Below are 25,936 nucleotides of genomic sequence, written 5' to 3'. Positions count from 1 at the left end.
GGCGGTCGGGCGGTCGGACGGGCTGTCGGGCTGTCGGGCTGTCGGGCTGGCCGGCTATCGGGCTATCGGGCTATCGGGCTATCGGGCTGTCGGGCTGTCGGGCTGTCGGGCTGTCGGGCTATCGGGCTGTCGGGCTGTCGGGCTGTCGGGCTATCGGGCTATCGGGCTGTCGGGCTGTCGGGCTGTCGGGCTGGCGGGCTGGCGGGCTGGCGGGCTGTCGGGCTGGCGGGATATCGGGCTGGCCGGCTGGCCGGCTGGCGGGCTGGCGGGCTGGCGGGCTGGCGGGCTGGCGGGCGCGAGCCAGCGCCCCGTTGCCACATCATGGCCGTTGCAGGCGCCATCCCGAAGTCGAGATCGGCTGTCACGCCGGCAACAAGGCCCGCGAGCGAGCCTTACCCGGCCTGCGTCCCGCAGCCCGGACAGAAGCGCGCGTCGGCGGCCAGCGCCGCGTGGCAGCGGCTGCACGCGTTGCCGCGCTGCGATGCGCCGCACTGCGCGCAGAAACGCGCATCCGCCGCGTTGATCGCGCCGCAGCCCGCGCATGCGAGTTGGCGCAGCGGCACGTTACCGGCCGGGCCGCCCCGCGCATCGGCCGACGGTTGCCCGCCCCAGCCGTGACGGTCGCGGCCGCGCGCATCGTGGCCGCCGTGACCTTCCCGGCCCGCTCCGCCATGATGCCCGTCACCATGGCCGCCACCGTCATGGCCGTCACCACCGTGTCCGCCGCCATGACCACGCCCGTGGCCGCCCAGGATCCGTTTCAGAAAGCTCATCACCCGCGCCTCATCGCTGCGTCTGCGCGCCGTCGAACACGCCGGGTTTCGACAGCAGCCGCAACCCGTTGCCGACGACGATCAGGCTCGCGCCCGCGTCGGCGAACACGGCCATCCACATCGTGCCGAGCCCGGCGACCGTGAGGCCGAGGAACACGATCTTCACGCCGAGCGCGAAGCCGATGTTCTGCACCAGCACGCGATGCGTCGCGCGCGACAGCCGCACGAACGCGGGAATCTTGCGCAGGTCGTCGTCCATCAGCGCGACGTCGGCCGTCTCGATTGCCGTGTCGGTGCCCATCGCGCCCATCGCGAAGCCGATGTCGGCGCGCGCAAGCGCCGGTGCGTCGTTGATCCCGTCACCGACCATCCCGACCGCGCCCGTGCCGCCCGCAGACAGTTCCTCGACCGCCGCGAGCTTGTCCTCGGGCAACTGGTTACCGCGCGCATCGTCGATGCCGGCCTGCTGCGCGATCGCCTGCGCGGTGTGCGGGTTGTCGCCGGTCAGCATCGCGGTGCGGATGCCGAGCGCGTGCAGGTCGGCGATCGCCGCGCGGCTGGTGTCCTTGATCGTGTCGGCCACCGCGAAGATGCCGAGCACGCGCGTATCGTCGACCAGCATCACGACGCTCTTGCCCTGCCGCTCGAGCGCGTCGAGCTTCGCCTCCAGCGCGGGCGAGCAGCGTTCGAGCTCCTCGACGAGCCGGTGGTTGCCGAGCCAGTAACGCGTACCGTCGATGGTGCCGCGCACGCCGCGCCCGACGAGCGCTTCGAACGCCTCCACCTCGGCGAACGCCGCCGTCTGCGCGTCGCGGGCCGCCGCCGCGATCGCCTGCGACACCGGGTGATCGGAGCGCGCCGCAAGGCTCGCGCCGAGGTGACGCACGCGTGCGGCGTCGACGTCCGTTGCATGCAGGTCGAAATCGGTCTGCACCGGCTTGCCGTGCGTGATCGTGCCGGTCTTGTCGAGCGCGAGCCATGCGAGCTTGCGGCCTTCTTCCAGATACACGCCGCCCTTCACGAGTATCCCGCGCCGTGCCGCGGCCGCGAGCCCCGACACGATCGTCACCGGCGTCGAGATCACCAGCGCGCACGGGCACGCGATCACGAGCAGCACCAGCGCGCGGTAGATCCAGTCATGCCACGCGCCGCCCATGACGAGCGGCGGCGCCACCGCGACCAGCAGCGCGATCGCGAACACGATCGGCGTATAGACGCGGGCGAACTGGTCGACGAAGCGCTGCGTCGGCGCCTTCGCGCCCTGCGCTTGCTCGACCGCGTGGATGATCCGCGCGAGCGTCGAGTTGGCGGCAACCGCCGTCACGCGATAGTCGAACGAACCCGCCTCGTTGATCGTGCCCGCGTACACCGCATCGCCTGTCGTCTTGTCGACCGGCAGGCTCTCGCCGGTGATCGGCGCCTGGTTCACCGTCGAGCGGCCCGCGACGACTTCGCCGTCCAGCCCGATCCGCTCGCCCGGCTTCACGCGCACGACCGCGCCGAGCGCGACCTGCGCGGCCTCGATCGTGCGCCACGTGCCGTCGGCGCCCTGCACGGTCGCGGTGTCCGGCGCGAGCTGCATCAGGCCCTGGATCGCGTTGCGCGCACGGTCGAGCGACTTCGCCTCGATCAGCTCGGCGATCGTGAACAGCACCATCACCATCGCGGCTTCCGGCCACTGGCCGATCGCCATCGCGCCCGTCACCGCGATACTCATCAGCGCGTTGATGTTCAGGTTGCCGTTGCGGATCGCGATCCAGCCCTTCTTGTAGGTGGTCAGCCCGCACGCGAGCACCGCCGCGAGCGCCAGCACGGCCGACAGCCACACCGGCAGGCCGGCCCAGCTCACGGCCTCGGATGCGATCGCGGCGACGCCCGCCAGCGCGAGCGGCCACCACGGCTTCACGGGCGGCGGCGCGACGGGCGTCGCCGGCGCGTCGGCCGCTGCGGCCTCCGGCGTCATCCCGAGCGTGCGGATCGCGCTTTCGATCGCGGGCTGCGCGCCCGGCACGTGGTCGATGGTCAGCATCCGCTGCATCAGGTTGAATTCGAGCGCCGACACTTGCTGCATCCCGCCGAGCTTCTTGCGGATCAGCGTTTCCTCGGTCGGGCAGTCCATCTGCATGATCCGGAACGCGGAGCGCACGTGACCCGACGCGGTCGCCCGTGCGACCGGCAGCGGCGCGAGCGTCAGCGCGGCCGGCGCGCAGCAGGCGCCGGCGGCGTGGTCGTGGTCGTGGTCGTGGTCGTGGTCGTGGTCGTGGTCGTGGTCGTGGTCGTGGTCGTGACCAGCATGGTCATGCGCCGCATGATCGTGCGAGCACGCAGCGCCGTGCACATGCCCGTCGCCGTGCGCATGGTCGGCCTGATCGCCGTGGTCGTGCCCCGTGCCATGCGCGGATGCGTGATCGTGGTCATGATCGTGACCGCGTTCATGCGGCTGCGCGCCGCGCGCTGCCGCGTCGCCATGCGCGTGGTCAGCATGGTCGCCGTGGTCGTGCCCCGTGCCCTGCGCGGATGCGTGATCGTGGTCATGATCGTGACCGCGTTCATGCGGCTGCGCGCCGCGCACTGCCGCGTCGCCATGCGCGTGCTCGCCGGCCGCCGGCGCCGCATCGGCAACGGTCGCCGCCTGCGTGTCGCGCGCGTCGGCGCTGCAGGTCGCGGCGCCGCCGGCATGACGGTGTCGTGGGTCGTGGGGACGCTGCGCGTCGGTCATGACAACCTCCTCTATGGCTTGACGGTGTAGAGTTAACACCCTGAAGCCACTACAAGGTCAACCCTTGCAACGGAGAAAGCCATGAAGATCGGCGAATTGGCCAAGGCGGCCCGCTGCACGCCCGAAACGATCCGTTTCTACGAGCGCGAGGGGCTGATGCCCGATGCGGAGCGCACCGATGCGAACTACCGCAACTACACCGACGTGCACGTCGAACGGCTGCGCTTCATCCGCAACTGCCGCGCGCTCGACATGGCGCACGACGAAATCCGCACGCTGCTGCAGCTCACCGACACGCCGGCCGACCCGTGCGATTCGGTCAACACGCTGCTCGACGAGCACATCGGCCACGTCGATGCGCGCCTCGCCGAACTGACGCATCTGCGCGACCAGCTCACCGAATTGCGCCGCCAGTGCGTCGGCGAACATTCGGTGGAGGATTGCGGAATCGTGCATGGTCTCGCGACGATGGAAACCGTCGCGCCGCCTGCAAAGCGGTCGCACCTCGGCTGAAACCCTTGTGGAATATGATAGTCTAGTTAATACTAGTCATATTCTTACTAGGTATAAGATAACTATTCATGACATCGAGCCGCCCGTCTCCGCTCGCGCTCGCGGTCCTCGCGACGCTCACCGAAACGCCGATGCATCCGTACGGGATGCTGCAGCAGCTGAAGGCGCGCGGCTACGACGAAGTCGTCAACGTGCGGCAGCGCACGAGCCTCTACCAGACGATCGACCGTCTGCTGCGCGACGGGCTGATCGCCGTGCACGACACCGAGCGCGACGGCGCGTTTCCCGAGCGCACGCTGTACACGCTGACCGAGGCCGGACACACGGCCGGCCAGGCGTGGCTGCATGCGCTGCTCGCGGAGCCCGCGCGCGAGTTTCCGGCGTTCGGCGCCGGCCTTGCATTCCTGCCGCTGCTCGACGCCGACGACGCGCGCCAGCAACTCGAGCGCCGTATCGCCGCGCTCGAAGCCGAACGCGAACGTCTCGAGTCGCTGCGCAACGCCGCGCAGAACGACCAGGTGCCGCGCCTGTTCCTGCTGCAGAACGAGCATGCGCTCGTGCTGCTCAACGCGGAGCTCGACTGGGCACGCAGCGTCGTCGAACACCTGAAGATCGGCGCGCTGCGCTGGGTCGATGTCTGACGCGCGTCACCATCGGCTCGCGCCGATCAAAGCACCTTGCCGGGATTGAGTAGGCCAGCGGGATCGAGCGCGGCTTTCAGGCGCCGCATCAGGCCGATTTCGGCTTCGCCGCGCGTGTGGCCGAGATAGGCTCGCTTGAGCACGCCGATGCCGTGCTCCGCCGACACCGAGCCGCCCATCTCGCGGACGACCCCGTACACGCACCGATCGATCGCGTCGGCGTCCGCGTCGCGCATGCCGGCGAGCGATACGCCGATATGCACGTTGCCGTCACCGACGTGGCCGAAGCACAGACACACGATGTCGGGCCAAAGCGCGCGCAATGCCCCTTCGCAGCGCTCGGCGAACAGGCCGAGTTCGCCGGTCGGCAGGCTCACGTCGAAGTTCACCAGATGCGGCAGCGCATCGATTGCGAGGCCCTCGCGCAATGTCCACAGGTCACGCGCCTGCCGCTCCGAAGTCGCCAGCGCGGCATCGTCGACGAGTCCCATGTCGATCGCATCCGCGAGACCGGTTTCCAGTGCCTCGCGCGCATCGCCGCGCGGGGCGCTCGTCGCGCACTCGATCAGCACCGCGAAGCTGCCGTCGCCCGCGAACGGCGCGACGACGCCGGGCGTATGACGCGCCACGTAGTCGTAGAAAGCCGGCCACATCGCTTCGAAACTGACGATCTCCGGTAGTGCGCGCAGGCGGTTCCACAACGCGACGACGGCGTCGTAGCCATGCACCCGGCAGAGTGCGGTGGCCGGTGCGGCGAGCTTGGGATGCAGCCGCAGCACCGCGCGCGTGACGACGCCGAGCGTGCCTTCGCTGCCGATGAACAACTGCTTCAGGTCGTAGCCCGCGTTGTTCTTCAGCATCCGGTTCATCGACGACACTACGGTGCCGTCGGCCAGCACAGCCTCGAGCCCGAGCACCTGCTCGCGCATCATGCCGTAGCGGATCGCGCGCGTCCCGCCCGCGTTGGTCGCGAGCATGCCGCCGATCTGGCACGAGCCCCGCGCGCCGAGATCCACACCGAACGTGAAACCCGCCGCGTCCGCCGCTTCCTGCACCGTCTGCAGCGGCGTCCCGGCGCGCACCGTCATCGTCCCTGCCGCCGCGTCGATTGCTTCGACGCCGGCGAAACGTTCCAGCGACAGCACGACCTCGCCGCCCAGCGCGACCGCGCCGCGCGCAAGCCCCGTGAGGCCGCCCTGCGGCACGACCGGCTGCCCAAGCCGCGTGCACAGCGCAAGCGTGCGTGACACGTCGTCGACGCTGCGCGGCCGCACCAGCGCGCGCGGCCGCACGCCGGCCGGCTCGTTGTACGCGGTGAAGTAGTGCGGATCGATCTCGGCCGCCCGCGTGACGAGTGCGTCGCCCAAGCCGGCGACGAGCGCCGCCTCGAGCGCGTCGTCCGCCAGCGGTGCCGCGCCGCGACCGTTTTTCGCGGCAGTCGTATCCAGGCTCTGCATCACGCGCGCCCGCTTACTTGGTGGAAATGTCGATGTCGCCGAAGTACTTCTGGCCGAGCGACTTCACCGTGCCGTCCGCCTTCAGCTTGTCGATCGCCGCATCGAGCTTCGCCTTCAGCGCGTCGTCGCCCTTGCGCAGGCCGAACGCGATCCCGCTGCCGAGAATGCGCTCGTCGCGCACCGGCTGACCGACGAACGAGAAGCCCTTGCCGTCCGGACGCGACAGGAAGCCGCGCTGGCCGGCCGGCGCGAGCACCAGCGTCGCGTCGAGGCGGCCCGCCACGAGATCCGCATACGCCTGGTTCTGGTCCTGGTACGCGACGATCGACACGCCGGCCGGCTCCCAGTGCGCCTTCGCGTAGGTTTCCTGGATCGACGCCTGCAGCACGCCGACGCGCTTGCCCTTCAGCGATTCCGGCGTCGGCAGCAGGCCGCTGCCGGTGCGCGCGATCAGTTGCGTCGGCACGCGATAGATGATCGTCGTGAAGTCGATCGCCTGACGCCGCTGTTCGGTCGCATTCATCGCCGAGTTGATCGCGTCGAACTTGCGGCCTTTGAGCGCGGGAATCAATCCGTCGAACGACGTCTCGACCCACTTGCAAGACAGCTTCGCGCTCTGGCAGACGGCGTTGCCGACGTCGATGTCGAAGCCCTGCAGGTCGCCGTTCGGCGCCTTCGATTCAAACGGCGGGTATTGCGCCTCCAGGCCGAAACGCAGGGTCTGGCCGTCGGCGAACGCCGCACCGGCGCCGAGCGCGCATGCGAGTGCGAACGCGAGTTTCAGGGTGTGTCCGTGCTTCATCGTGATCTCCTGACTTGTCGACCGGCGCCGAGCTTCGGCATGTGTTCCGGTCCCATCCGTGGCCTTCGGTGCGACGTACATGTCGCCTGCTTGGGTGCGGGCTCGCGCCCGCGATTTACAGCGACCGCAACCGCCGCGCGCCTTCGATCAGCGTCGCGTCGTCCTTCGAGAAACTGAGGCGAATCACGCCCGCGTCGGTGCCGTCGGCATAGAACGCCGACAGCGGAATCGTTGCGACGCGCGCATCGCGGATCAGGCGCAGCACGAAGTCGCTGTCGCGCTCGTCCGAGAAGTGCCGGAACCGCGCGAGCATGAAGAACGAGCCTTCGCTCGGCAGCAGCTCGAAGCGCGAATCGGCCAGCTCGCGCGCGAGCAGGTCGCGCTTGGCCTGGTAGAACGCCGACAGGCCGAGATAGCTTTCGGGCCGCGCGAGGATCTCCGCGAACGCGACCTGCATCGGCGTATCGGCCGAGAACACCATGAACTGGTGCACCTTGCGGATCTCGCCCATCAGCTCGGCCGGCGCGAGGCAATGGCCGACCCGCCAGCCCGTCACGTGGAACGACTTGCCGAACGACGACACGATCACGCTGCGCTCGGCCAGCTCGCGATGACGCGCGACGCTCTGGTGCTGCGCGCCGTCGAACACGACGTGCTCGTAGACTTCGTCGGACAACACCACGATGTCGGTATCGCGCGTGAGCTGCGCGAGCCGTTCGAGATCGTCGGCGGAAAACACCGTCGCGGTCGGGTTGTGCGGCGTGTTGACGATGATCATCCGCGTGCGCGGCGTGATCGCCGCGGCCACTTCGTCCCAGTTCACGCGGAAATGCCCGGACGACAGCTTGATCGCGACCGGCGTCGCGCCCTGCATCCGCACGATCGGCGCATAGCTGTCGAACGACGGCTCGAAATAGATCACTTCGTCGCCAGGATGCACGAGCGCGCTGATCGCCGCGTAGAGCCCTTCGCTCGCGCTCGCGATCACGGTGATCTCGGTGCCCGGGTCGTAGCGCGTGCCGTACAGCGCCTCGGTCTTCTCCGCGAGCCGCTCGCGCAGCGACGTGAGGCCGGCCATCGGCGCGTACTGGTTGTGGCCGTCGCGCATCGCGCGCGCGACGCCCTCGACGAGCGCCGGATCGGGCGCGAAATTCGGCGCGCCCTGCGACAGGTTCAGCGCATCGTGCTGCGCGGCGAGCTGGCCGATCACCGTGAAGATCGTCGTCCCGACGTCCGGCAGTTTCGAACGGGGCGTGGTGGCGCTTCGCATGACTCCTCCTTCTGATGTCCCTTCTGGCTGGCCCGCGCAACGCGCGCGGCCCGGCTCATGCGGCATGATTTAGCCCGAGCCAATAACCGCGGACAACCGAAAGTTCGTCATGGAGGCCATGCATTTTTCTCATGGCCTTGCAGCAGAAAGGCGCGACGCTACCGTGGTGCCGCCGGCCGCGCATGCGAATCAGGCATTACCCCTAGGGCCTGTTCACGCTAATAACGGGCTTGCGCTGGCCCCCAGAAGGGCCGAGCGCAAGGAATGCGACGAAGCGAATACTCGACGTATTCGCGAGGCGCATGACGCGGCGATCGGCCCTTCTGGGGGCCAGCCCCACGAATGGTTTTTCCAAACAGGGGAACGTGCCTTTCCGCCCGCATTGCGGCGTCGTTCGTCGTTGCAATAGCTACGGCTATTGCGCCTCCTCACTCCTTGCCCTGCGGGCGGAAAGGCACGTTCGCGAGCCCGTTATTAGCGTGAACAGGCCCTAGGGCCGTGCAGCCGCAGCGTGCATCATTCGCCCACGGCTGCCAGATAGGCGCGCAGCACGGCCTGAAGCTCGGCGCGCAACGCGGCGAAATCGAGTGAGGGCCCGAGCGTGAGCAGCGCCTGCGACACGCCGCCGTAGCAGATCGTATGCGCCATCCGTGCGATCCCGTCGAGCCGCGCGACCGGCGGCGGATCGGCGGCCTGCGCGAACGCGTCGCGCCACAGCGCGACATACGCGTCGTAATGCCGGCGGTACGCGGCGAGCGGCGACACCTGCCGCTCCAGCGCGAAGAAAGCGCTCCACAGCGCGGCGTCGGCGCCGATCGCGTCGACCTGCACATTCACCAGCGCGGCCGCGAGTTCGGCGCGCGGCGCGCCGCCAAGGCCGTGCGCCGCGTCGCGCAGCCGGTCGGCCAGCGTCTGCACGCGCCGGTGGATGCACAGCGCGGCGAGGCTCTGCTTGTCGCCGAAGTATTCGTAGAAGGTGCCGATGCTCACGCCCGCGACGGCCGCGATCTCGCGGATCGTCGCCTTCGCGTAGCCGCGCTCGATCAAAAGCTGAACGAATGCCTGCTGGAGCGCGTCGGACGTGGCCTGCGCGCGCGACTGGCGCGGCCGGCGGCGCAACGTGGGCGCGGGTTGCGCCGCCGGCTGGCCGGGCGGCGCCGGAACCTGAACATGTCGCGGCGGCATATTTGCTACTCTGAAATTCAGCGGATACACGTTTGACCGGAAGCCGGCGCTGGCGCGCAATCGCCAGCGCGACGGCGCCCGAGCGGCAGACCGCGAAGCACGAGACCGGAGACAGCCCGATGACCGAATCGAACCATGCCGTCACGAACCAGTTCGACGAACTGGTCGACTATAACCCCTTCGCCACCGACATCGCGCTGCGCGACGCACTGGCCCGCGCGGGCGCCGACTGGGCCGTGCCGCGGCTCGACGCATACGGCGCGCGGCTCGGCAGCGCCGACACCGCACGCCTCGCCGACGAAGCGAACCGCTACACGCCGGAGCTGAACGCGTTCGACCGGCGCGGCCGGCGCATCGACCGCGTCGACTTCCATCCGGCCTGGCACACGCTGCTCGGCCTGTACCGCAACGAAGGCTTCGTGTCGCTCCCGTTCCGCGATACGCGCCCCGGCCACTGGGCCGCGAGCGCGGCCGGCTTCTACCTGCACGGCCAGATCGAGGCCGGCACGCTGTGCCCGGCGACGATGACGCAGGCCGCGATTCCGGTGCTGCAGAAGGAGCCCGCGCTGTGGGACCTGCTGCGCGACAAGCTGTACAGCGACGACTACGATCCGCGCGACGTGCCGGTCGCCGACAAGCGCTCGATCTGGTTCGGCATGGGGATGACCGAGAAACAGGGCGGCTCCGACGTGCGCGCGAACACGACGCTCGCGACCGCGGTCGGCGCGGGCGGGCGCGGCGGCGAATACCGGCTGCGCGGCCACAAGTGGTTCTTCTCCGCGCCGATGTGCGACGCGCACCTGGTCGTCGCGCGCACCGAGGCCGGCGGCCCGTCGTGCTTCTACGTGCCGCGCTGGCGGCCGGACGGCACGAAGAACGCGGTCGAGATCCAGCGGCTGAAGAACAAGGTCGGCAACCGCAGCAACTCGAGCACCGAGATCGAGCTGAACGACGCGTGGGGCATCATGCTCGGCGACGAAGGCCGCGGCATTCCGACCATCATCGAGATGGCCACCTACACGCGGCTGAGCTGCGTGCTCGGCAGCGCGGCGATGCTGCGCCAGGGCGTCGTGCAGGCGATCGCGTACACGCGCCGGCGCCATGCGTTCGGCCGCGCGCTCGCCGAGCAGCCGCTGATGCGCACCGTGCTCGCCGATCTCGCGCTCGAAAGCGAGGCCGCGCTCGCGCTCGCGATGCGGCTCGCCGACGCGTTCGAACGCGACGACTCGCCGCGCGAACGCGCGTGGAAACGGATCGTCACGCCCGCCGCGAAGTTCTGGGTCTGCAAGCGCGCGGTCGAGCTGACCGGCGAGGTGATGGAAGTGTTCGGCGGCAACGGCTACGTCGACGATGGCCCGATCGCGCGGCTGTTCCGCGAAGCGCCGGTCAACTCGATCTGGGAAGGCTCCGGCAACGTGATGTGCCTCGACGTGCTGCGCGCGGTGTCGCGCGAACCCGACGCGGCCGCGGCGCTGCTCGCCGAACTGGCCGACCTCGGCGCGGGCGAACCGCGCATCCGCGTGGCGCTCGATGCGCTTCGCGCGATGCTCGCGGCGCCGGCCGACACGCTCGAGGCGTCGGCCCGCCTGTTCGCGCAGCGGCTCGCGCTGGTCGCACAGGCGTGCCTGCTGCGGCGTGACGCGCCCGCGGCCGTCGCCGACGCGTTCGTCGCGACGCGGCTCGCCGCGCCCGACTGGGGCCGCATCGCGGGCGGCTTCGATCCGCATGCGCTCGACGTCGCCGCGTTGCTGCAACGGGCCTATCCGGCTTGATGGCCTCCCGCCCCTGTCGCCGCGATGATCGTCGTCATCCTTTGTGCGCGAATGCCAGCACGATCGCGTTGCCCAGTTCATCGACCACCCGGGCCGACGCGCCCGGCGCCGCGAACATCGTGAACTCGACATCGGGCAGGGCCGGCAGGCCGGCATCCGGCGGGATCGCACGCAAGCCGTGCGCAAGTTGTGTGTGCACGATCGGCGTCACCGCAAAGCCCGCGTGCGCGGCGGCGCACAGGCCGGCGCTGCTCGGGGACACGAGCACGATCCGGTAATCCACGCGCGTGCGGGCCAGTGCTGCCAGCGCGGCCTCACGATACGGGCACGGTTCCGGCAGCAGCGCAATCGGCACCGGTACGCCAGGCGTGAGCGACGCCCAATCCGCACCGGCCCACACGAGCGGCTCGCGCCAGAGCACGCGTCCGGTGGGCCCGTCGTGGCAGCGTCCACCCATCACCACATCCAGTTCACCGTGATCCAGCGCCTGGAGCAGTTCGCCCGGGATGCCGACTCTGATGCTGAATGCGATGCGCGGGTACCGCACGGCAAACGCCTGCATCACATGCATCAGCCTGACATTGGCGAGGTCTTCCGACAGACCCACGCGGATCGTGCCAGCGCTCGGTTCGCGCAGCAGTTGCGCCCGCGCGTCCTGATTGAGCGCGAGGATGGCGCGCGCGTAACCCAGCAGCAGTTCGCCGTCCACGGTGAGCGTGACCGAGCGGGTGGTGCGCACGAGCAGGTCACGGCCGATCTGTTTTTCCAGGCGCCGCAGATGCGCACTGACCGCAGACTGCGTCAGATTCAGACGGGCCGCGGCATGCGTGAACCCGCCTTCCTGAACGACGGCCACGAAAGAGCGCAGCAAAACGGTATCGAACATGAGATGCCCCGCCATATAGTGCGAATGCTACTGATTAGCGCGATGATACTTCGTTTATATTTTGAATCGAACTATGTTCTGATGAGGGCCGTCAACCTGTCAGGAGTGGTTCCATGTCGACCTTGCTGCATATCGAATCTTCCCCGCGCAAGTCGCGGTCCGCATCGCTCGACGTCGCGCACGCGTATCTCGAAGCCTGGCGCGACGCGCATCCGGAGCATCGGGTCGACGTGCTCGACCTGTGGGCGACGCACTTGCCGGAACTCGACGGCGATGCGCTCGATGCCAAATACGCGGACTTGAGCGGCACGCCGCTCAGCGAAGGCCAGCAGCAAGCGTGGGCAGGTTTTCGGCAGCTGGCGCAGCGGATGCACGACGCGGATACGCTGTTGTTCTCCGTGCCGCTGTGGAATTTTTCCATCCCCTACAGGCTCAAGCATTTCATCGATGCCGTGTCCCACCGCGGCATCCTCTTCTCATATGACGAGAGCGGGTTGGCGGGATTGCTGAACGGCAAGAAAGCAGTCGTGATCTATGCGAGAGGCCTCGACTATTCAAGGCAATCGAGCACGCCCGCCGAGTCGTTCGACTTTCAGCGGCCGTTTCTTGAAGCGTGGCTGCGCTTCATCGGTATCACGGACATCGAATCGATCGTCGTCGAGAAAACGCTGTTTGGACCTGAGGTCGATCACGCGGGCAGAGAGGCTGCGCGCGAACGGGCCGTGACGCTGGCACACGCGACTTCGTCATCGTCAGCAGCGTCAGCTTCGGTTGACGGCTGAACTGGCCAATGGCTGGAGATCGCCGCGCACCGTGCGGTCGTCGGCGATCGAAAATCATTGCAGACGTAAAAAACGCCCGCCACAAGCGCATCGCGCTTGCAGCAGGCGTTCGACGCTGGCCGCCGACACCGCAAAACTCCCGTTTCACGGCGCCGCGAACCCCCGTCATACCATCGTGCTTACTTGCCGCCGATGCTCTTCAGCGGCTTCCACTCGCCCTTCTCGACCTTGTACATCGTGATGCCGCCGTTCTTCAGGTCGCCCTTCGCGTCGTACGCGACGTGGGTCGACGTGACGCCGGCCATGTCGGTCTTCGCCAGCACCGGCAGGTACTTCGCCGGATCGGTCGAATCGGCCTTCTTCATCGCGTTCATCATCGCCATCGCGCCGTCGTAGGCGTACGGCGAGTAGGTCTGCACGTCTTCGCCGAAGCGCTTCTTGTACTTCTCGGCGTACGACTTGCCTCCCGGCATTTCGTCGAGCGGGAGGCCTGCCAGCGATGCGATCGTGCCTTCGGCCGCGTTGCCCGCGATCTTCAGGAACGTCGGCGTCTTCACCATTTCGCCGCTCATCAGCGGTGCGGTCATGCCGAGCGTCTTCATCTGCTTGACCATCGGCGCTGCCTGCGAATCCGCGCCGCCGTAGTAGACGAGGTCCGGCTTCGCCGCCTTCAGCTTGGTCAGGATCGCCTTGAAGTCGACGGCCTTGTCGTTCGTGAACTCACGGTCGACGATCGTCGCGCCGCCGGCCTTCGCGGCCTTCTCGAACTGGTCGGCGAGACCCTGGCCGTAAGCCGTGCGGTCGTCGACGATCGCGATCTTCTTCATGCCGAGATCCTTCGACGCGAACGTGCCCGCCACCGAGCCCTGCTGCGTGTCGGACGTCATCATGCGGAAGGTCGTCTTGTAACCCTGCTGCGTGTATTCCGGCGCCGTCGCCATCGCGATTTCCGGAATGCCGGCGTTCGCGTAGATGCGCGAGGCCGGGATCGTCGTGCCCGAGTTGAAGTGGCCGAGCATGCCCTTGATGCCGTCGTCGACGAGCTTCTGCGCAACCGTCGTGCCGGTGCGCGGGTCAGCCTGGTCGTCCTGCGTCTCGAGCATGAACTTCACCGGCTTGCCGCCGATCTTCGGGTTCGTCGCGTTGAAGTCTTCCAGCGCGAGCGCGATCCCGTTCTGCATATCCTTGCCGTAGTGAGCCTGGGCGCCCGTCATCGGCCCTGCGTAACCGATCTTCACGTCATCCGCATGGGCCGTCCCCGCCAGCGACATGACAGCGACGAACGTCGCGCCTGCCACCTTTTTCATCGTGTGTTGCATAGCATCTCCTTGGTACCAGGGTAAATGGAGCGGCTTCGGGATCGCCTTGCCGCTTCCTTTGTTTGATCCGAACGGCAAGGATGGTCAGCCGATCGTCATCAAATTTGCATTGCCGCCCGCCGCGGCCGTGTTCACGCTGACCGAGCGCTCGGTCAGCAGTCGCTCGAGCGCATAGTCTTCCGCATCGCCGTTCTCGAACGCGCCCGCCGACACGCCCTGCACCGACACGATCGGGCCCGGCCGCTGCGCGACGTCCTTCACGAGCGTCTGCAGTTCGTCGCTGTCGCCTTCGAACAGCACCGCGTCGAACGGCGCGTCGGGCTGCTTGCGCACGGCCGCATGCGCCTTCAGCGCAGCCGGCAGCGCCGCGACCAGCGCCTCGCCCGCCGCACCGGCGAACAACGCGCGGTTGCCCGTCGCCAGCACCGCCGCGAACTGCGCACGCGCACCGCTCGGCGTCGCCGCGACGCACAGCACCGTGCCGCGCGGGCCGAGTGTATACGTGTTTCGCTCGCCCGTCGGGCCGGTCAGCACCGCGGTCGCGCCGGCCGGCACCTGCGCCAGATAGCCGTCGCAGCGCGCGGCCAGCGCCGGTTCGCGCTGCTCGATCAGCCAGTCGCGCAGCGCGGTGAGCGCCGCCGCCGGGTTGCCGCGCTGGTCGCCTTCGACCGAGCCGTCGGCGATCAGCGTCTGCGCGAGCGAACGCGGCAGGCCCGACGGACGCGTCGCGAGCAAGCGCTGCAGGTAAAGCGCGCCGCCGGCCTTCGGGCCCGTGCCCGACAACCCTTCACCGCCGAACGGCTGCACGCCGACCACCGCGCCGATCACGTTGCGGTTCACGTAGATGTTGCCGACGTGCGCGTTCGAGATCACGTGCGCGATCGTCTCGTCGATGCGCGTGTGGATCCCGAGCGTCAGGCCGTAACCGGTCGCGCGGATCTGCTCGAGCAGCTTGTCGAGCTGATTGCGGCGATAGCGCACGACGTGCAGCACGGGGCCGAACACCTCGCGCTTGAGCTCGTCGATGCTGCCGATCTCGATCAGCGTCGGCGGCACGAACGTGCCGTGCGCGCAGGCTTCCGGCGCCGGCAGCTGCGTGACCGTGTGGCCCTTGTCCGTCATCGTCGCGACGTGCGTGTCGATCGTCTGCTTCGCTTCGGCGTCGATCACCGGGCCGACGTCGGTCGACAGACGGTCCGGGTTGCCGAGCGCCAGCTCGTGCATCGCGCCCTTGAGCATCGTCAGCGTGCGGTCCGCGACATCGTCCTGCAGACACAGAACGCGCAGCGCCGAACACCGTTGACCGGCCGAGTCGAACGACGACTGCAGCACGTCCGCGACCACCTGCTCCGCAAGCGCCGACGAGTCGACGATCATCGCGTTCTGGCCACCCGTTTCCGCGATCAGCGGAATCGGCTTGCCGTCCGGGTCGAGGCGCGCGGACAGCGTCTTGTTGATCAGGCGCGCGACTTCGGTCGAGCCGGTGAACATCACCGCGCGCGTGCGCGGATCGGCGACCAGCGCCGCGCCGACGGTCTCGCCGGTGCCCGGCAGCAACTGCACCGCGCCGGCCGGCACGCCGGCCTCGCGCAGCAGGCGCACGGCTTGTGCGGCGATCAGCGGCGTCTGTTCGGCCGGCTTCGCGAGCACCGTGTTGCCGGCTGCCAGTGCAGCGGCCACCTGGCCCATGAAGATCGCGAGCGGGAAGTTCCACGGGCTGATGCAGACCACGGGGCCGAGCGGACGGTGCGTGTCGTTCGAGAATTCGTCGCGGATCTGCGCCGCGTAGTAGCGCAGGAAGTCGACGGCTTCGCGAATTTCAGCGATCGCGTTCGGCAACGACTTGCCGGCCTCGCGCACGATCAGGCCCATCAGCGTGTGCATCTGCGCTTCGAGCAGGTCGGCCGCGCGCACCAGGCAGTCGGCGCGCGCATCGACCGGCGTCGCCTGCCAGATCGGCGCGGCAGCCACCGCATGCGCGAGCGCCGCGCTCACGTGTTCGGCCGTCGCTTCGCTGACCGTGCCGACCACGTCACGCAGGTCGGCCGGGTTGCGCACGTCGCGCGCCGGTGCGTCGGCGAGCGCGTCGTCGGCGAGCATCGGTGCCGCGCGCCACGGATGATGCGCGCTCGCGAGCAGCGCGGACGACAGCGACGCGAGACGGTGTTCGTTCGACAGGTCGAGGCCCATCGAATTGGGACGCTCGTCGCCGTACAAGTGGCGCGGCAGCGGGATCTTCGCGTGCGGCGCGCCGAGCGGCACGACCTTCGACGCCTCGTCGGCCGGATCGGCGACGAGTTCCTTCACCGACACGGACTTGTCCGCGATGCGGTTCACGAACGACGTGTTCGCACCGTTCTCCAGCAGACGGCGCACCAGGTACGCGAGCAGCGTTTCATGCGTGCCGACCGGCGCGTACACGCGGCACGGACGGTTCAGCTTGTCGCGGCCCGTGACTTCCTCGTACAGCGGCTCGCCCATCCCGTGCAGACACTGGAATTCGTACTGGCCCGGGTAGTAGTTGTGGCCGGCCAGGTGATAGATCGCGGCCAGCGTGTACGCGTTGTGCGTCGCGAACTGCGGGTAGACGGCGTCGGGCGCCGCGAGCAGCTTCTTCGCGCACGCGAGGTACGACACGTCCGTGTAGATCTTGCGCGTGTAGACCGGATAACCTTCGAGGCCGTCGACCTGCGCACGCTTGATTTCGCTGTCCCAGTACGCGCCCTTGACCAGGCGGATCATCAGGCGGTGACGGCTGCGGCGCGCGAGGTCGATCAGGTAGTCGATCACGAACGGGCAGCGCTTCTGGTAGCCCTGCACGACGAAGCCGATGCCGTTCCAGCCCGCGAGCTCCGGATCGAAGCACAGCGCCTCGAGCAGATCGAGCGACAGTTCGAGGCGGTCGGCTTCTTCCGCGTCGATGTTCAGGCCGATGTCGTAGCGGCGCGCGAGCAGCGCCAGCGCGCGCACGCGCGGCAGCAATTCGCTCATCGTGCGGTCCTGCTGCGAGCGCGAGTAGCGCGCGTGCAGCGCCGACAGCTTGATCGAGATGCCCGGGCCTTCGTAGATGCCGCGGCCGCCGGCCGCCTTGCCGATCGCGTGGATCGCCTGCTCGTACGATGCGTAGTAGCGTTGCGCGTCCTCTTCGGTCGTCGCCGCTTCGCCGAGCATGTCGTACGAGTAGCGGAAGCCGCGCGCTTCGTACTTGCGGCTGTTCGCGAGTGCCTCGGAAATCGTCTCGCCGGTGACGAACTGCTCGCCCATCAGGCGCATCGCCATGTCGACGCCCTTGCGGATCAGCGGCTCGCCGCCGCGGCCGATCAGGCGCGTGAGCGCCGACGACAGGCCCGCTTCGCTGTTGGTCGTCACGAGCTTGCCGGTGATCATCAGCCCCCAGGTCGCCGCGTTCACGAACAGCGACGGTGCGTGGCCGACGTGCGAACGCCAGTCGCCCTTGCTGATCTTGTCGCGGATCAGCGCATCGCGCGTCGCGCGGTCGGGAATGCGCAGCAGCGCTTCGGCGAGACACATCAGCGCGACGCCTTCCTGGCTCGACAGCGAGAACTCGTGGATCAGCCCTTCGACGCCACCGCCCGAGTTCTTCTCGCGCAGCGCCTCGACGAGCGTCGTCGCGAGCGCCTGCGCGTCGGCCTGCAGGTTAGCCGGCAGGCGCGCCTGCCCGAGCAGGAACGGCACGCATTCCGGCTCGGGGCGGCGATACGCGGCCGTGATCGCCGCGCGCAGCACCGATTGCGGCTGCACGTTCTGCGCGAACTCGAGGAACGGATGCGGCGAGTTGTCGTCGTCGCTGTCCGCCGCCTGACCGTCGGCGAGCTCCGTCACGCCGCTGTGGCCCGACAGCTCGGGCGGCAACTGGCCGTGCTCGATCCGCTCGAGATACGCGAAGATCGCCTGCTTGATCAGCCAGTGGGGGGTGCGCTCGAGACGCGCGGCCGCGTCTTTCAGGCGCGAGCGGAGAAGGTCGTCGACTTTGACGCCGAGAGTCGTGCTTGCCATGGTGGGTTCGTGCGCCGGTGCGAGCCCGGCAATGTGGTGTGAGAGGATGCGCGAAATCCTACGGCACGCAATAAAAAGGTGCAACCGAATTGCGAGATTGGTTGCACCTGCAAGTTAGCCAATATAATCAGCCACTTAGATCGTTGCAACCTAGGGGTTGCCCGTGGTCGGCGGATCGGTGTTTTCCCTGATCGGACTGATTTGGCGCGCGTGGGCAACCCGCGGGGTGAGGGGCGGAGAGGAAAAACGGTTGCACTGGGGCGGCCCGGCGGGTGCCGCAAGCGGGTATGGAAGGAGCCTCGACAGCTGGCCCGGGTGTCACATGGCGTCACATGGTGGCGCGCGGCACGACGGCCGCGGCCACGGCGCTCGGATCAGATATCCAGCGGATCGACCTCGAGGCTCCAACGATGGACGCCCTTCAGCGCGCGCAGCTCGGGCAGCCACGCGCGCAGCGCATGCTGCAGTGCCGCCCGCGACGCGCTCTCGAGCAGCAGCTGGGCGCGGTGGACGTTCGCGACCTTCACGATCGTCATCGGCACCGCGTCGTATACAGTCACCCGATCGGCGCCCGGCAGCCCCGGCAGCGCGGCCGCGGCCTGCAGCAGGAACGCGAGCGCCGCGTCGAGCGTGCGTCCTTCGGCGCGCAGCAGCGCCTGGTAGACGAACGGCGGCAGGTGCGCGTCGCGGCGCTCACCGAGTGTCGAATTCGCAAAGCCGACGTAATCCTGCCGGCCGAGCGCGTGATACAGCGCGTGACGCGGATAACGCGTCTGCACGAGCACCTCGCCCGGCAGCCCGGCGCGCCCCGCGCGGCCGCTCACCTGCATCAGCTGCGCGAACAGCCGCTCGCTCGCGCGAAAGTCGTGCGAGAACAGCGCGGTGTCCGCATTGAGCACGCCGACGAGCGACACGCGCTGGAAGTCGTGCCCCTTCGCGATCATCTGCGTGCCGACCAGGATGTCGACTTCACCGGCGTGCACGTCCGAGAACAACGCCTGCGCGCTGCCCTTGCGTCGTGTGCTGTCCGCGTCGATCCGCAGTATCCGCGCGCCCGCCACGGCCTCGGCGAGCGCCTCCTCGATGCGCTGCGTGCCGCGCCCGAGCGGCGCGATGTCGACGTTCCCGCACTCCGGGCACGAGTGCGGAATACGCGCTTCCCAGCCGCAGTGATGGCAGCGCAGCGCATGCTCGGGCTTGTGCAGCACGACGTATGCGCTGCAGCGCGGGCAACCGGCGACCCAGCCGCACGCGTCGCACGCGAGCTGGGGCGCGTAACCGCGCCGGTTCAGGAACACGAGGCTCTGTTCGCCGCGCTCGAGCCGCGCCTTCAGCGCCGCGACGAGCGGCCCCGACAGCCCGCCCAGCGACGCGCGCCCGCGTCGCCGCTCCTCTTCGAGATCGATCAGCCGCACGGTGGGCAGCGTCGCGTCGGCCACCGCGCGGCGCGACAGCGTGAGCCGCGTGTAGCGCCCCTGCTCGGCCTGCCACCAGCTTTCGAGCGACGGCGTCGCCGAACCGAGCACGACCGGAATGCCGAGATGCTTCGCGCGCCACACTGCGAGATCGCGCGCCGAATAGCGCAACCCTTCCTGCTGCTTGTACGCGGGCTCGTGTTCCTCGTCGACGACGATCAGCGCGAGCGTCGGCAGCGACGCGAGCACCGCGAGCCGCGTGCCGAGCACGATCCGCGCGCGACCCGTGTGCGCGGCGAGCCAGTTGCGCGCACGCTCGCCCTCGGCCAGCCCGCTGTGCAGCGTGACGATCGCGTCGTCTGCGAGCGTGCCCGCGAAGCGCGCGCGAAACGCGGCCTCGAACTGCGGCGTCAGGTTGATTTCGGGCACGAGCACGAGCGCCTGCGCGTCGGGTCGCGCCTCGAGCAGCGCGGCAAGCGCATGCAGATAGACCTCGGTCTTGCCGCTGCCCGTCACGCCATGCAGCAGGAACGGTGCGAAACCCTGCGCGGCGCGGATCGCGTCGAGCGCCTCGGCCTGCTGGTCGGTGAGCGCCGGCGGCACAGCTCGTCCACTGGTTGTCGACAGGTTATCCACAGCTTTGGGCACAGGCGCATCGGCCCAGCCGATCTCCTCGATCGCGACCCAGCCGCGCGCCGCCCAGTCGTCGAGCGTGGCGACCGCCTTCGGGTGCAACGCGCGCGCGTCGGGCAACGTCAGCGAATCGGTGTCGGCGAGCGCCTGCGCGAGCCGCCGCAGCGCGGCCCCGCGCGCGGGCAGTGCGTCGGGAAGCGCGGCGCGGCCGGCTTCGCTCAGCCGGTAGCGCACCTCCGGCGCCAGCAGCCGCCCCCAGCGCTGCGCATCGCGCAACGCCTGCGGCAACGCCGGCAGTGCGACTTCGCCGCGGCCGCGCTGGTAGTAATCGGCCGCGAACGACACGAGCGCGAGCCAGTCCGGCGCCAGCGGCGGCAGTTCGGTACAAATTGCGTCGATCGCCCGCAACCGGGACGGCGGCACGTCGGTGTGAGCCGTCACTTCGCACACGAGCCCGACGACCTGCCGCTTGCCGAACGGCACCTGGACGAGCGTGCCGGGCTCCGGCGCCGGCTGGACGTCGCAGCGGTAGTCGAACAGGGTGGCGAGCGGGTGGTCGAGCGCGACGCGCAGGTAGGTATCGCCCATCAGCGCGCTCCGGCGGCGGTTCGGGCCGTGCGAACGGCCGGCGCCCGCATTCGCGTCAAGGTGGCGAACTTAAAGTAAAACTTCAGATTCGGCGCTAAGTTTTGGATTCGCATTAGGAATCGCCGTATACCCTGAACAGCCTGTGGATAACTTTGTTGAGAACTCGCCGTTCAACCGCCGCAAAGCGCGCGGGGCCGTGCTTTCCGCCGATTTGGCCCGCCCTCAGCCGCGCCCCGCGGAGCCTTATTCCATAAGGCTGCTATTCAAATTACCAAACCATAGCGAGACAATTCGACCGATACAGGGCTCTACCGCGCTGCAACGTGGAAAATGTGCATAAGTCAAGTCTTGACAAGCCATGAATCGGCAACCGGTACGGGCTTGCGCCCTGTTTAGTGCCGACAGCGAAACGCTGTCACGCCGCAGTGCAGCATGACAGCGCTTGCGCTTAGCCCGCCGCTCCGCTAAGGATCTTGCGGCTGTGGCTGTGCACTTCGTCGACGAGTTCGGCGACGTGATCCGGCGACGTGAACTGCGAGATGCCGTGACCCAGGTTGAATACGTGGCCCGGATGATTGCCGTAGCTGTCGAGTACCGCGCGCGCCTGCTCGCGCACCGCGGCCGGCGGCGCAAACAGGATCGTCGGGTCGAGGTTGCCCTGCAGCGCGACGCGCCCCGCGACGCGCTCGCGCGCGGCGCCGAGGTTGACCGTCCAGTCGAGCCCGACCGCGTCGACGCCGGTCGCCGCGATTTCCTCGAGCCACAGCCCGCCGCCCTTCGTGAACGTGATCACCGGCACGCGCTCGCCGTCGTGCTCGCGCTTGAGCTGGCCGACCACGCGGCGGATGTAGTCGAGCGAGAAGCGCTGGTACGCGCCGTCCGCCAGCGCGCCGCCCCACGTATCGAAGATCATCACGGCCTGCGCGCCGGCTTCGATCTGCGCGTTCAGGTACGCGGCCACGGCCTGCGCGTTCACGTCGAGGATCCGGTGCATCAGGTCGGGGCGCGAATACGCCATCGACTTCACCGTGCGGAAATCGTCCGACCCGCCGCCTTCGACCATGTAGCACGCGAGCGTCCACGGGCTGCCCGAGAAGCCGATCAGCGGCACGCGCTGGCGCCCCTGGCCGTCGGTCAGCGCGCGGCGGATCTCGCGCACGGCGCCCGTCACGTAGCCGAGCGTCGCTTCGATGTCCGGCACCGCGAGCTTCGCGACGTCGGCCTCGGTGCGCACCGGATGCGCGAACTTCGGCCCTTCGCCGACCTGAAAGTCGAGGCCGAGACCCATCGCGTCGGGAATCGTCAGGATGTCCGAGAACAGGATCGCGGCGTCGAGCGGGAAGCGCTCGAGCGGCTGAAGCGTCACTTCGGTCGCGTAGTCGGGATTCTTCGCGAGGCCGAGGAAGCTGCCGGCGCGTGCGCGCGTCGCGTTGTATTCGGGCAGGTAGCGGCCCGCCTGGCGCATCAGCCAGATCGGCGTGTAGTCGGTCGGCTCGCGCAGAAGCGCACGCAGGAAGGTGTCGTTGAGCAGGTTATGGGCCACGGTAGGAGCGACGATGCGAAGGCAAAGCGGCATTTTACCGGAGCGGGGCCGTGCCGCTGCGTATGCCGATGCGATGGCGGCCATATGACGCGCGCGAGGGCTCCGTTATGATCGGACGCTGATATCAACCCGAACGAAGGAGGAGACCGATGAAGACATTCGCGCTGGCCGCGCTTGCCGCCGCCACCATGCTTTGCTGCGCCGCCGCGCACGCTCAGACCGCCGCAGCCGCGTCCCCCGCCGGCGCAGGCTCGCGGCTCGACGACGTGCTCGCCCGCGGCACGCTGCGCGTGTGCACGACGGGCGACTACAAGCCGTATTCGTACTACCGGACGGACGGCCGCTTCGAGGGCATCGACATCGACATGGCCGAATCGCTCGCGAAATCGCTCGGCGTGAAGGCCGACTTCGTGAAGACGAGCTGGTCGAACCTCACCAACGACTTTGTCGCGAAGTGCGATATCGCGGTGGGCGGCGTATCGACGACGCTCGAGCGCCAGAAGCGCGTGTTCTTCACGCAGCCGTACGTGGTCGACGGCAAGACGGCGATCGCGCGCTGCGCCGACGCCGACAAGTACCAGACCGTCGCGCAGATCGACCGGCCCGAGACCCGCGTGATCGTGAACCCGGGCGGCACCAACGAGCGCTTTGCGAAGCAGTTCTTCACGCACGCGAACCTGAGCGTCTACCCTGACAACGTGACCATCTTCAAGCAGATCCTCGCGGGCAAGGCGGACGTGATGGTGACGGATGCGTCAGAGACGCTGCTGCAGCAAAAGCTGAATCCGGGCCTCTGCTCCGTGCATCCGGACAAGCCGTTCCAGTTCGGCGAAAAGGCGTACATGGTGCCGCGCGGCGACGTCGCGTTCCAGCAGTACGTCGACCAGTGGCTGCACCTCGCGCTATCGAGCGGCGAGTACCAGACGATTTCCGACAAGTGGCTGAAATAAGCGCGATCGCGCACGGCAACGGCGGCCGATAACGGGCACCGACCCCGCGTCCCTGACGCCTAACGCGCCGCGCCGTTACACATCGGCGCGGGACGCGGCGGTCGCAAAACCGTGAAACTGGCCGAACGGCCGACTATCGCGGCCGCCGATCACGTTTCAAAATCTTTCCGACGAATGAATCGTCATACGCGGTAGCTGCCATGCGATGCACGTTCGGTCGTGTAAATCGGCAATTCATCGATGCCGATACGCATGAAAAACGCATTGCGCGCACACGATGAAAACTCTGCGGAAACGATAAGTAAATATGACCATTTTCAGGATCCCGAAAACAGCAAAAAATCCCGGAAAGCCTTATCTGGCGGGCGTTACAACCTGAAACACTTTGTTACCGCGAGGGGTCATTAATTCGCCCACAATGGGCCTCAACGGTTTCAACACGGATGCGGTCTCGTGTGCCAAGTGTGAGCGGACGCGAAGCGCTGCGAGCCAGTCGGTCACGTACCGAAGCCCTTCCGAGGGGCATCCCTGTTGGAGTCGTTTCCGGCCCCCCGCCGGACTCGGTTTCATCTTTGGTCTCCTCGCGCTAACCCCGTAGCGTGTGGTTTTTAGCGGGCTAATAAGCCCGCTTTTTTTCGTCCATTGAAAACGCAGCGGCCCGCACGCAACGGCTCAAAGGCCGCCGCGCTTTTCCCGCCTTCAGGCCGCCCGTCGTTTCAAGCGGTCTTCTGCACGTCGAGCTTCAGTTCCTCGATCATCCGTTCGCGCATCACGAACTTCTGCACCTTGCCCGTCACCGTCATCGGCAGCTCGTCGACGAAGCGGATATAGCGCGGAATCTTGTAGTGCGCAATCTGGCCATTGCAGAACGCGCGCACGTCGTCCTCCGACATCTGCTCGTCCGCACGCAGCACGATCCACGCGCACAGCTCCTCTCCGTACTTCGCATCGGGCACGCCGAACACCTGCGCGCTCTGAATCTTCGGATGCCTGAACAGGAATTCCTCGATCTCGCGCGGATACACGTTCTCGCCGCCGCGGATCACCATGTCCTTCAGACGGCCCACGATGTTGCAGTAGCCATCCGCATCGAGCGTCGCGAGGTCGCCCGTATGCATCCAGCCGTCGACCAGCACTTCGCGCGTCTTCGCGTCGTCGTCCCAGTAGCCGAGCATCACCGAATAGCCCTTCGTGCACAGCTCGCCCGTCGCGCCGACCGGCACGATGCGCCCTTCCGGATCGACGATCTTCACTTCCAGATGCGGCTGAATGCGGCCGACCGTCGTCGTGCGCTTCTCGAGCGGATCGTCGGTCGAGCTCTGGAACGACACCGGGCTCGTTTCCGTCATCCCGTACGCGATCGTGATCTCCGACAGATGCATCTGCGACACGACGCGCTTCATCGTCTCGATCGGGCACGGCGAGCCGGCCATGATCCCGGTGCGCAGCGTCGACAGGTCAAATTTCGCGAACTCGGGATGATCGAGTTCGGCGATGAACATCGTCGGTACGCCGTGCAGCGCGGTGCAGCGTTCGTCGGCGACGGCCGCGAGCGTCGCGACCGGGTCGAACGCCTCGCCGGGGAACACCATCGCCGCGCCCTTCGATACGCACGCGAGCACAGCCAGCACCATCCCGAAGCAGTGATACAGCGGCACCGGGATGCACAGCGTGTCCTGCTCGGTGAAACGCATCGCCGTCGCAATCGAGCGCCCGTTGTTGACGACGTTGCGATGCGTGAGCGTCGCGCCCTTCGGGCTGCCCGTCGTGCCGCTGGTGAACTGGATGTTGATCGGCTCGTTGGCCGCGAGCGTCGCGCCGATCGCATCGAGCAATGCGGGATCGACGGCCTGGCGGCCGCGCGCCATCAGGTCCGCGAAGCGGAACATGCCGGCGGGTGCGACGTCGCCCATCGACACGACCGTGCGCAGGCTCGGCACGCGCGCCGCATGCAGGTCGCCCGGCGTCGCGCTCGCGAGCTCCGGCGCGATGGTCTGCAGCATCTCGACGTACGCGGAGCTCTTGAAGCGCTCGGCAGCGATCACGGCCTTGCAGCCGACCTTGTTCAGCGCGTATTCGAGTTCCGCGAGCCGGTAGGCCGGATTGATGTTGACGAGCACCGCGCCGATCCGCGCGGTCGCGAACTGCGTGAGCAGCCATTCGCTGCGGTTCGGCGACCAGATGCCGACGCAATCGCCCTTCACGATCCCGAGCGCGGCCAGGCCGGCCGCGAGCACGTCGACCTCGCGCGCGAACTCGCGCCAGGTCCAGCGCACCTGCTGTTCGCGGAACACGACGGCCGGACGATCGGGAAAGCGGCCGACCGTGTCGAGCAGGAACCGGCTGATCGTCGCTTCGGATAGCGGCACGTCGGTCGCGCCGCGCACGTACGACAGTCCGTTTTCGGGCGCGATCAGCGCCCCCACGTCAAGGTCTGCTGCCATCGATGTCTCCGTCCGTTTTTGTCTGATCGGCTCGGCACGCGGCTCACGCGCGCCTGCTCCGCCGCGATCGCGGCGGACCGCCTCTGCACGAATGATGCCGCGTGCCGCTGACGACACTCTGACATTAAATCGCGGCGGACGGACGAAATAGCACGACCGGACGATACGATCCGGCCCGCAAAAAAACAGGCGAAAACGACGGACGAAAAAAAAGCAGCCCGAAGGCT

General features: G+C 68.1%; 17 protein-coding genes. 5 read left to right on the top strand and 12 right to left on the bottom strand.

What is annotated here, in order from left to right; genetic code table 11:
• Positions 1-392: 392 nt before the first annotated feature.
• Both ACVK00_RS27270 and ACVK00_RS27265 read right to left on the bottom strand, forming a co-directional pair.
• Positions 393-773 carry a zinc ribbon domain-containing protein gene (locus ACVK00_RS27270; protein ID WP_284900259.1) on the bottom strand — a complete coding sequence of 127 codons (381 nt, stop codon included), beginning with the start codon at positions 771-773 and terminating at the stop codon, positions 393-395.
• Positions 774-783: 10 nt separating this feature from the next.
• Positions 784-3,492, bottom strand: coding sequence for a heavy metal translocating P-type ATPase (locus ACVK00_RS27265; protein ID WP_435521211.1), 2,709 nt, complete (start codon positions 3,490-3,492; stop codon positions 784-786).
• A gap of 81 nt (positions 3,493-3,573) precedes the next feature.
• On the opposite strand from ACVK00_RS27265, the gene cadR reads away from it, so the two are divergent.
• Together cadR and ACVK00_RS27255 are read left to right on the top strand one after the other, a co-directional pair.
• Positions 3,574-4,005, top strand: a complete 432-nt coding sequence (gene cadR, locus ACVK00_RS27260) for a Cd(II)/Pb(II)-responsive transcriptional regulator (RefSeq protein WP_228906397.1) — start codon at positions 3,574-3,576, stop codon at positions 4,003-4,005.
• A gap of 68 nt (positions 4,006-4,073) precedes the next feature.
• Positions 4,074-4,646: a PadR family transcriptional regulator gene (locus ACVK00_RS27255; protein ID WP_166726355.1), complete on the top strand. Its 573-nt coding sequence runs from the start codon at positions 4,074-4,076 to the stop codon at positions 4,644-4,646.
• 26 nt (positions 4,647-4,672) lie between these two features.
• Here ACVK00_RS27255 and ACVK00_RS27250 read toward each other — a convergent pair whose 3' ends face one another.
• The 4 genes from ACVK00_RS27250 to ACVK00_RS27235 form a co-directional block, all read right to left on the bottom strand.
• The gene (locus ACVK00_RS27250; RefSeq protein ID WP_284900264.1) at positions 4,673-6,103 is read right to left on the bottom strand and encodes an FAD-binding oxidoreductase; all 1,431 of its coding nucleotides are present in this window, start codon (positions 6,101-6,103) and stop codon (positions 4,673-4,675) included.
• A 13-nt stretch (positions 6,104-6,116) separates the two neighbouring features.
• Positions 6,117-6,905, bottom strand: coding sequence for an ABC transporter substrate-binding protein (locus tag ACVK00_RS27245; protein WP_105830738.1), 789 nt, complete (start codon positions 6,903-6,905; stop codon positions 6,117-6,119).
• Between the two features lie 115 nt (positions 6,906-7,020).
• Positions 7,021-8,175 (bottom strand): pyridoxal phosphate-dependent aminotransferase, encoded by a 1,155-nt coding sequence (locus ACVK00_RS27240; RefSeq protein WP_006756454.1) that lies wholly within the window; start codon positions 8,173-8,175, stop codon positions 7,021-7,023.
• A 516-nt stretch (positions 8,176-8,691) separates the two neighbouring features.
• Complete coding sequence (locus ACVK00_RS27235) at positions 8,692-9,360, bottom strand: TetR/AcrR family transcriptional regulator (RefSeq protein WP_284900269.1); 669 nt, start codon at positions 9,358-9,360, stop codon at positions 8,692-8,694.
• Between the two features lie 119 nt (positions 9,361-9,479).
• On the opposite strand from ACVK00_RS27235, the gene ACVK00_RS27230 reads away from it, so the two are divergent.
• Complete coding sequence (locus tag ACVK00_RS27230) at positions 9,480-11,132, top strand: acyl-CoA dehydrogenase family protein (protein WP_284900272.1); 1,653 nt, start codon at positions 9,480-9,482, stop codon at positions 11,130-11,132.
• A gap of 34 nt (positions 11,133-11,166) precedes the next feature.
• Here ACVK00_RS27230 and ACVK00_RS27225 read toward each other — a convergent pair whose 3' ends face one another.
• A complete protein-coding gene (locus tag ACVK00_RS27225; protein ID WP_175665547.1) occupies positions 11,167-12,018 on the bottom strand; it encodes a LysR substrate-binding domain-containing protein in 852 nt (283 codons plus the stop codon).
• A 113-nt stretch (positions 12,019-12,131) separates the two neighbouring features.
• On the opposite strand from ACVK00_RS27225, the gene ACVK00_RS27220 reads away from it, so the two are divergent.
• On the top strand, positions 12,132-12,800 hold the full coding sequence (locus ACVK00_RS27220) for an FMN-dependent NADH-azoreductase (protein ID WP_284900276.1): 669 nt from the start codon (positions 12,132-12,134) through the stop codon (positions 12,798-12,800).
• Between the two features lie 179 nt (positions 12,801-12,979).
• On the opposite strand, the gene ACVK00_RS27215 is transcribed toward ACVK00_RS27220, so the two are convergent.
• The 4 genes from ACVK00_RS27215 to hemE all read right to left on the bottom strand — a co-directional run bounded on the left by ACVK00_RS27215 (position 12,980) and on the right by hemE (position 22,315).
• Positions 12,980-14,119 carry a branched-chain amino acid ABC transporter substrate-binding protein gene (locus ACVK00_RS27215; protein WP_175665549.1) on the bottom strand — a complete coding sequence of 380 codons (1,140 nt, stop codon included), beginning with the start codon at positions 14,117-14,119 and terminating at the stop codon, positions 12,980-12,982.
• An 84-nt stretch (positions 14,120-14,203) separates the two neighbouring features.
• Positions 14,204-18,136 (bottom strand): trifunctional transcriptional regulator/proline dehydrogenase/L-glutamate gamma-semialdehyde dehydrogenase, encoded by a 3,933-nt coding sequence (gene putA, locus ACVK00_RS27210; protein ID WP_284900281.1) that lies wholly within the window; start codon positions 18,134-18,136, stop codon positions 14,204-14,206.
• 374 nt (positions 18,137-18,510) lie between these two features.
• The gene (locus tag ACVK00_RS27205; protein WP_284900284.1) at positions 18,511-20,772 is read right to left on the bottom strand and encodes a primosomal protein N'; all 2,262 of its coding nucleotides are present in this window, start codon (positions 20,770-20,772) and stop codon (positions 18,511-18,513) included.
• Between the two features lie 448 nt (positions 20,773-21,220).
• Positions 21,221-22,315 carry a uroporphyrinogen decarboxylase gene (hemE, locus tag ACVK00_RS27200; protein WP_279607256.1) on the bottom strand — a complete coding sequence of 365 codons (1,095 nt, stop codon included), beginning with the start codon at positions 22,313-22,315 and terminating at the stop codon, positions 21,221-21,223.
• 149 nt (positions 22,316-22,464) lie between these two features.
• Here hemE and ACVK00_RS27195 point away from each other — a divergent pair, with 149 nt between their 5' ends.
• Complete coding sequence (locus tag ACVK00_RS27195; protein ID WP_228906384.1) at positions 22,465-23,265, top strand: transporter substrate-binding domain-containing protein; 801 nt, start codon at positions 22,465-22,467, stop codon at positions 23,263-23,265.
• A gap of 716 nt (positions 23,266-23,981) precedes the next feature.
• Here ACVK00_RS27195 and ACVK00_RS27190 read toward each other — a convergent pair.
• Positions 23,982-25,709: an AMP-binding protein gene (locus ACVK00_RS27190; RefSeq protein WP_284900287.1), complete on the bottom strand. Its 1,728-nt coding sequence runs from the start codon at positions 25,707-25,709 to the stop codon at positions 23,982-23,984.
• Positions 25,710-25,936: the final 227 nt, after the last annotated feature.

The sequence above is a fragment of the Burkholderia sp. PvR073 genome, from assembly GCF_054055695.1.
Note: the sequence above shows the minus strand (reverse complement) of the source record. Positions and strands in the feature narration are given on the sequence as shown.

Excerpts from the sequence above, each read along its gene's own strand:
- ACVK00_RS27270 (WP_284900259.1), bottom strand. The coding sequence starts at position 773 with ATGAGCTTTCTGAAACGGATCCTGGGCGGCCACGGGCGTGGTCATGGC.
- ACVK00_RS27195 (WP_228906384.1), top strand. The coding sequence starts at position 22,465 with ATGAAGACATTCGCGCTGGCCGCGCTTGCCGCCGCCACCATGCTTTGC.
- ACVK00_RS27255 (WP_166726355.1), top strand. The coding sequence starts at position 4,074 with ATGACATCGAGCCGCCCGTCTCCGCTCGCGCTCGCGGTCCTCGCGACG.
- ACVK00_RS27225 (WP_175665547.1), bottom strand. The coding sequence starts at position 12,018 with ATGTTCGATACCGTTTTGCTGCGCTCTTTCGTGGCCGTCGTTCAGGAA.
- putA (WP_284900281.1), bottom strand. The coding sequence starts at position 18,136 with ATGGCAAGCACGACTCTCGGCGTCAAAGTCGACGACCTTCTCCGCTCG.
- ACVK00_RS27190 (WP_284900287.1), bottom strand. The coding sequence starts at position 25,709 with ATGGCAGCAGACCTTGACGTGGGGGCGCTGATCGCGCCCGAAAACGGA.
- ACVK00_RS27265 (WP_435521211.1), bottom strand. The coding sequence starts at position 3,492 with ATGACCGACGCGCAGCGTCCCCACGACCCACGACACCGTCATGCCGGC.
- cadR (WP_228906397.1), top strand. The coding sequence starts at position 3,574 with ATGAAGATCGGCGAATTGGCCAAGGCGGCCCGCTGCACGCCCGAAACG.
- ACVK00_RS27230 (WP_284900272.1), top strand. The coding sequence starts at position 9,480 with ATGACCGAATCGAACCATGCCGTCACGAACCAGTTCGACGAACTGGTC.
- ACVK00_RS27215 (WP_175665549.1), bottom strand. The coding sequence starts at position 14,119 with ATGCAACACACGATGAAAAAGGTGGCAGGCGCGACGTTCGTCGCTGTC.
- ACVK00_RS27250 (WP_284900264.1), bottom strand. The coding sequence starts at position 6,103 with ATGCAGAGCCTGGATACGACTGCCGCGAAAAACGGTCGCGGCGCGGCA.
- ACVK00_RS27245 (WP_105830738.1), bottom strand. The coding sequence starts at position 6,905 with ATGAAGCACGGACACACCCTGAAACTCGCGTTCGCACTCGCATGCGCG.
- ACVK00_RS27235 (WP_284900269.1), bottom strand. The coding sequence starts at position 9,360 with ATGCCGCCGCGACATGTTCAGGTTCCGGCGCCGCCCGGCCAGCCGGCG.
- ACVK00_RS27220 (WP_284900276.1), top strand. The coding sequence starts at position 12,132 with ATGTCGACCTTGCTGCATATCGAATCTTCCCCGCGCAAGTCGCGGTCC.
- ACVK00_RS27205 (WP_284900284.1), bottom strand. The coding sequence starts at position 20,772 with ATGGGCGATACCTACCTGCGCGTCGCGCTCGACCACCCGCTCGCCACC.
- ACVK00_RS27240 (WP_006756454.1), bottom strand. The coding sequence starts at position 8,175 with ATGCGAAGCGCCACCACGCCCCGTTCGAAACTGCCGGACGTCGGGACG.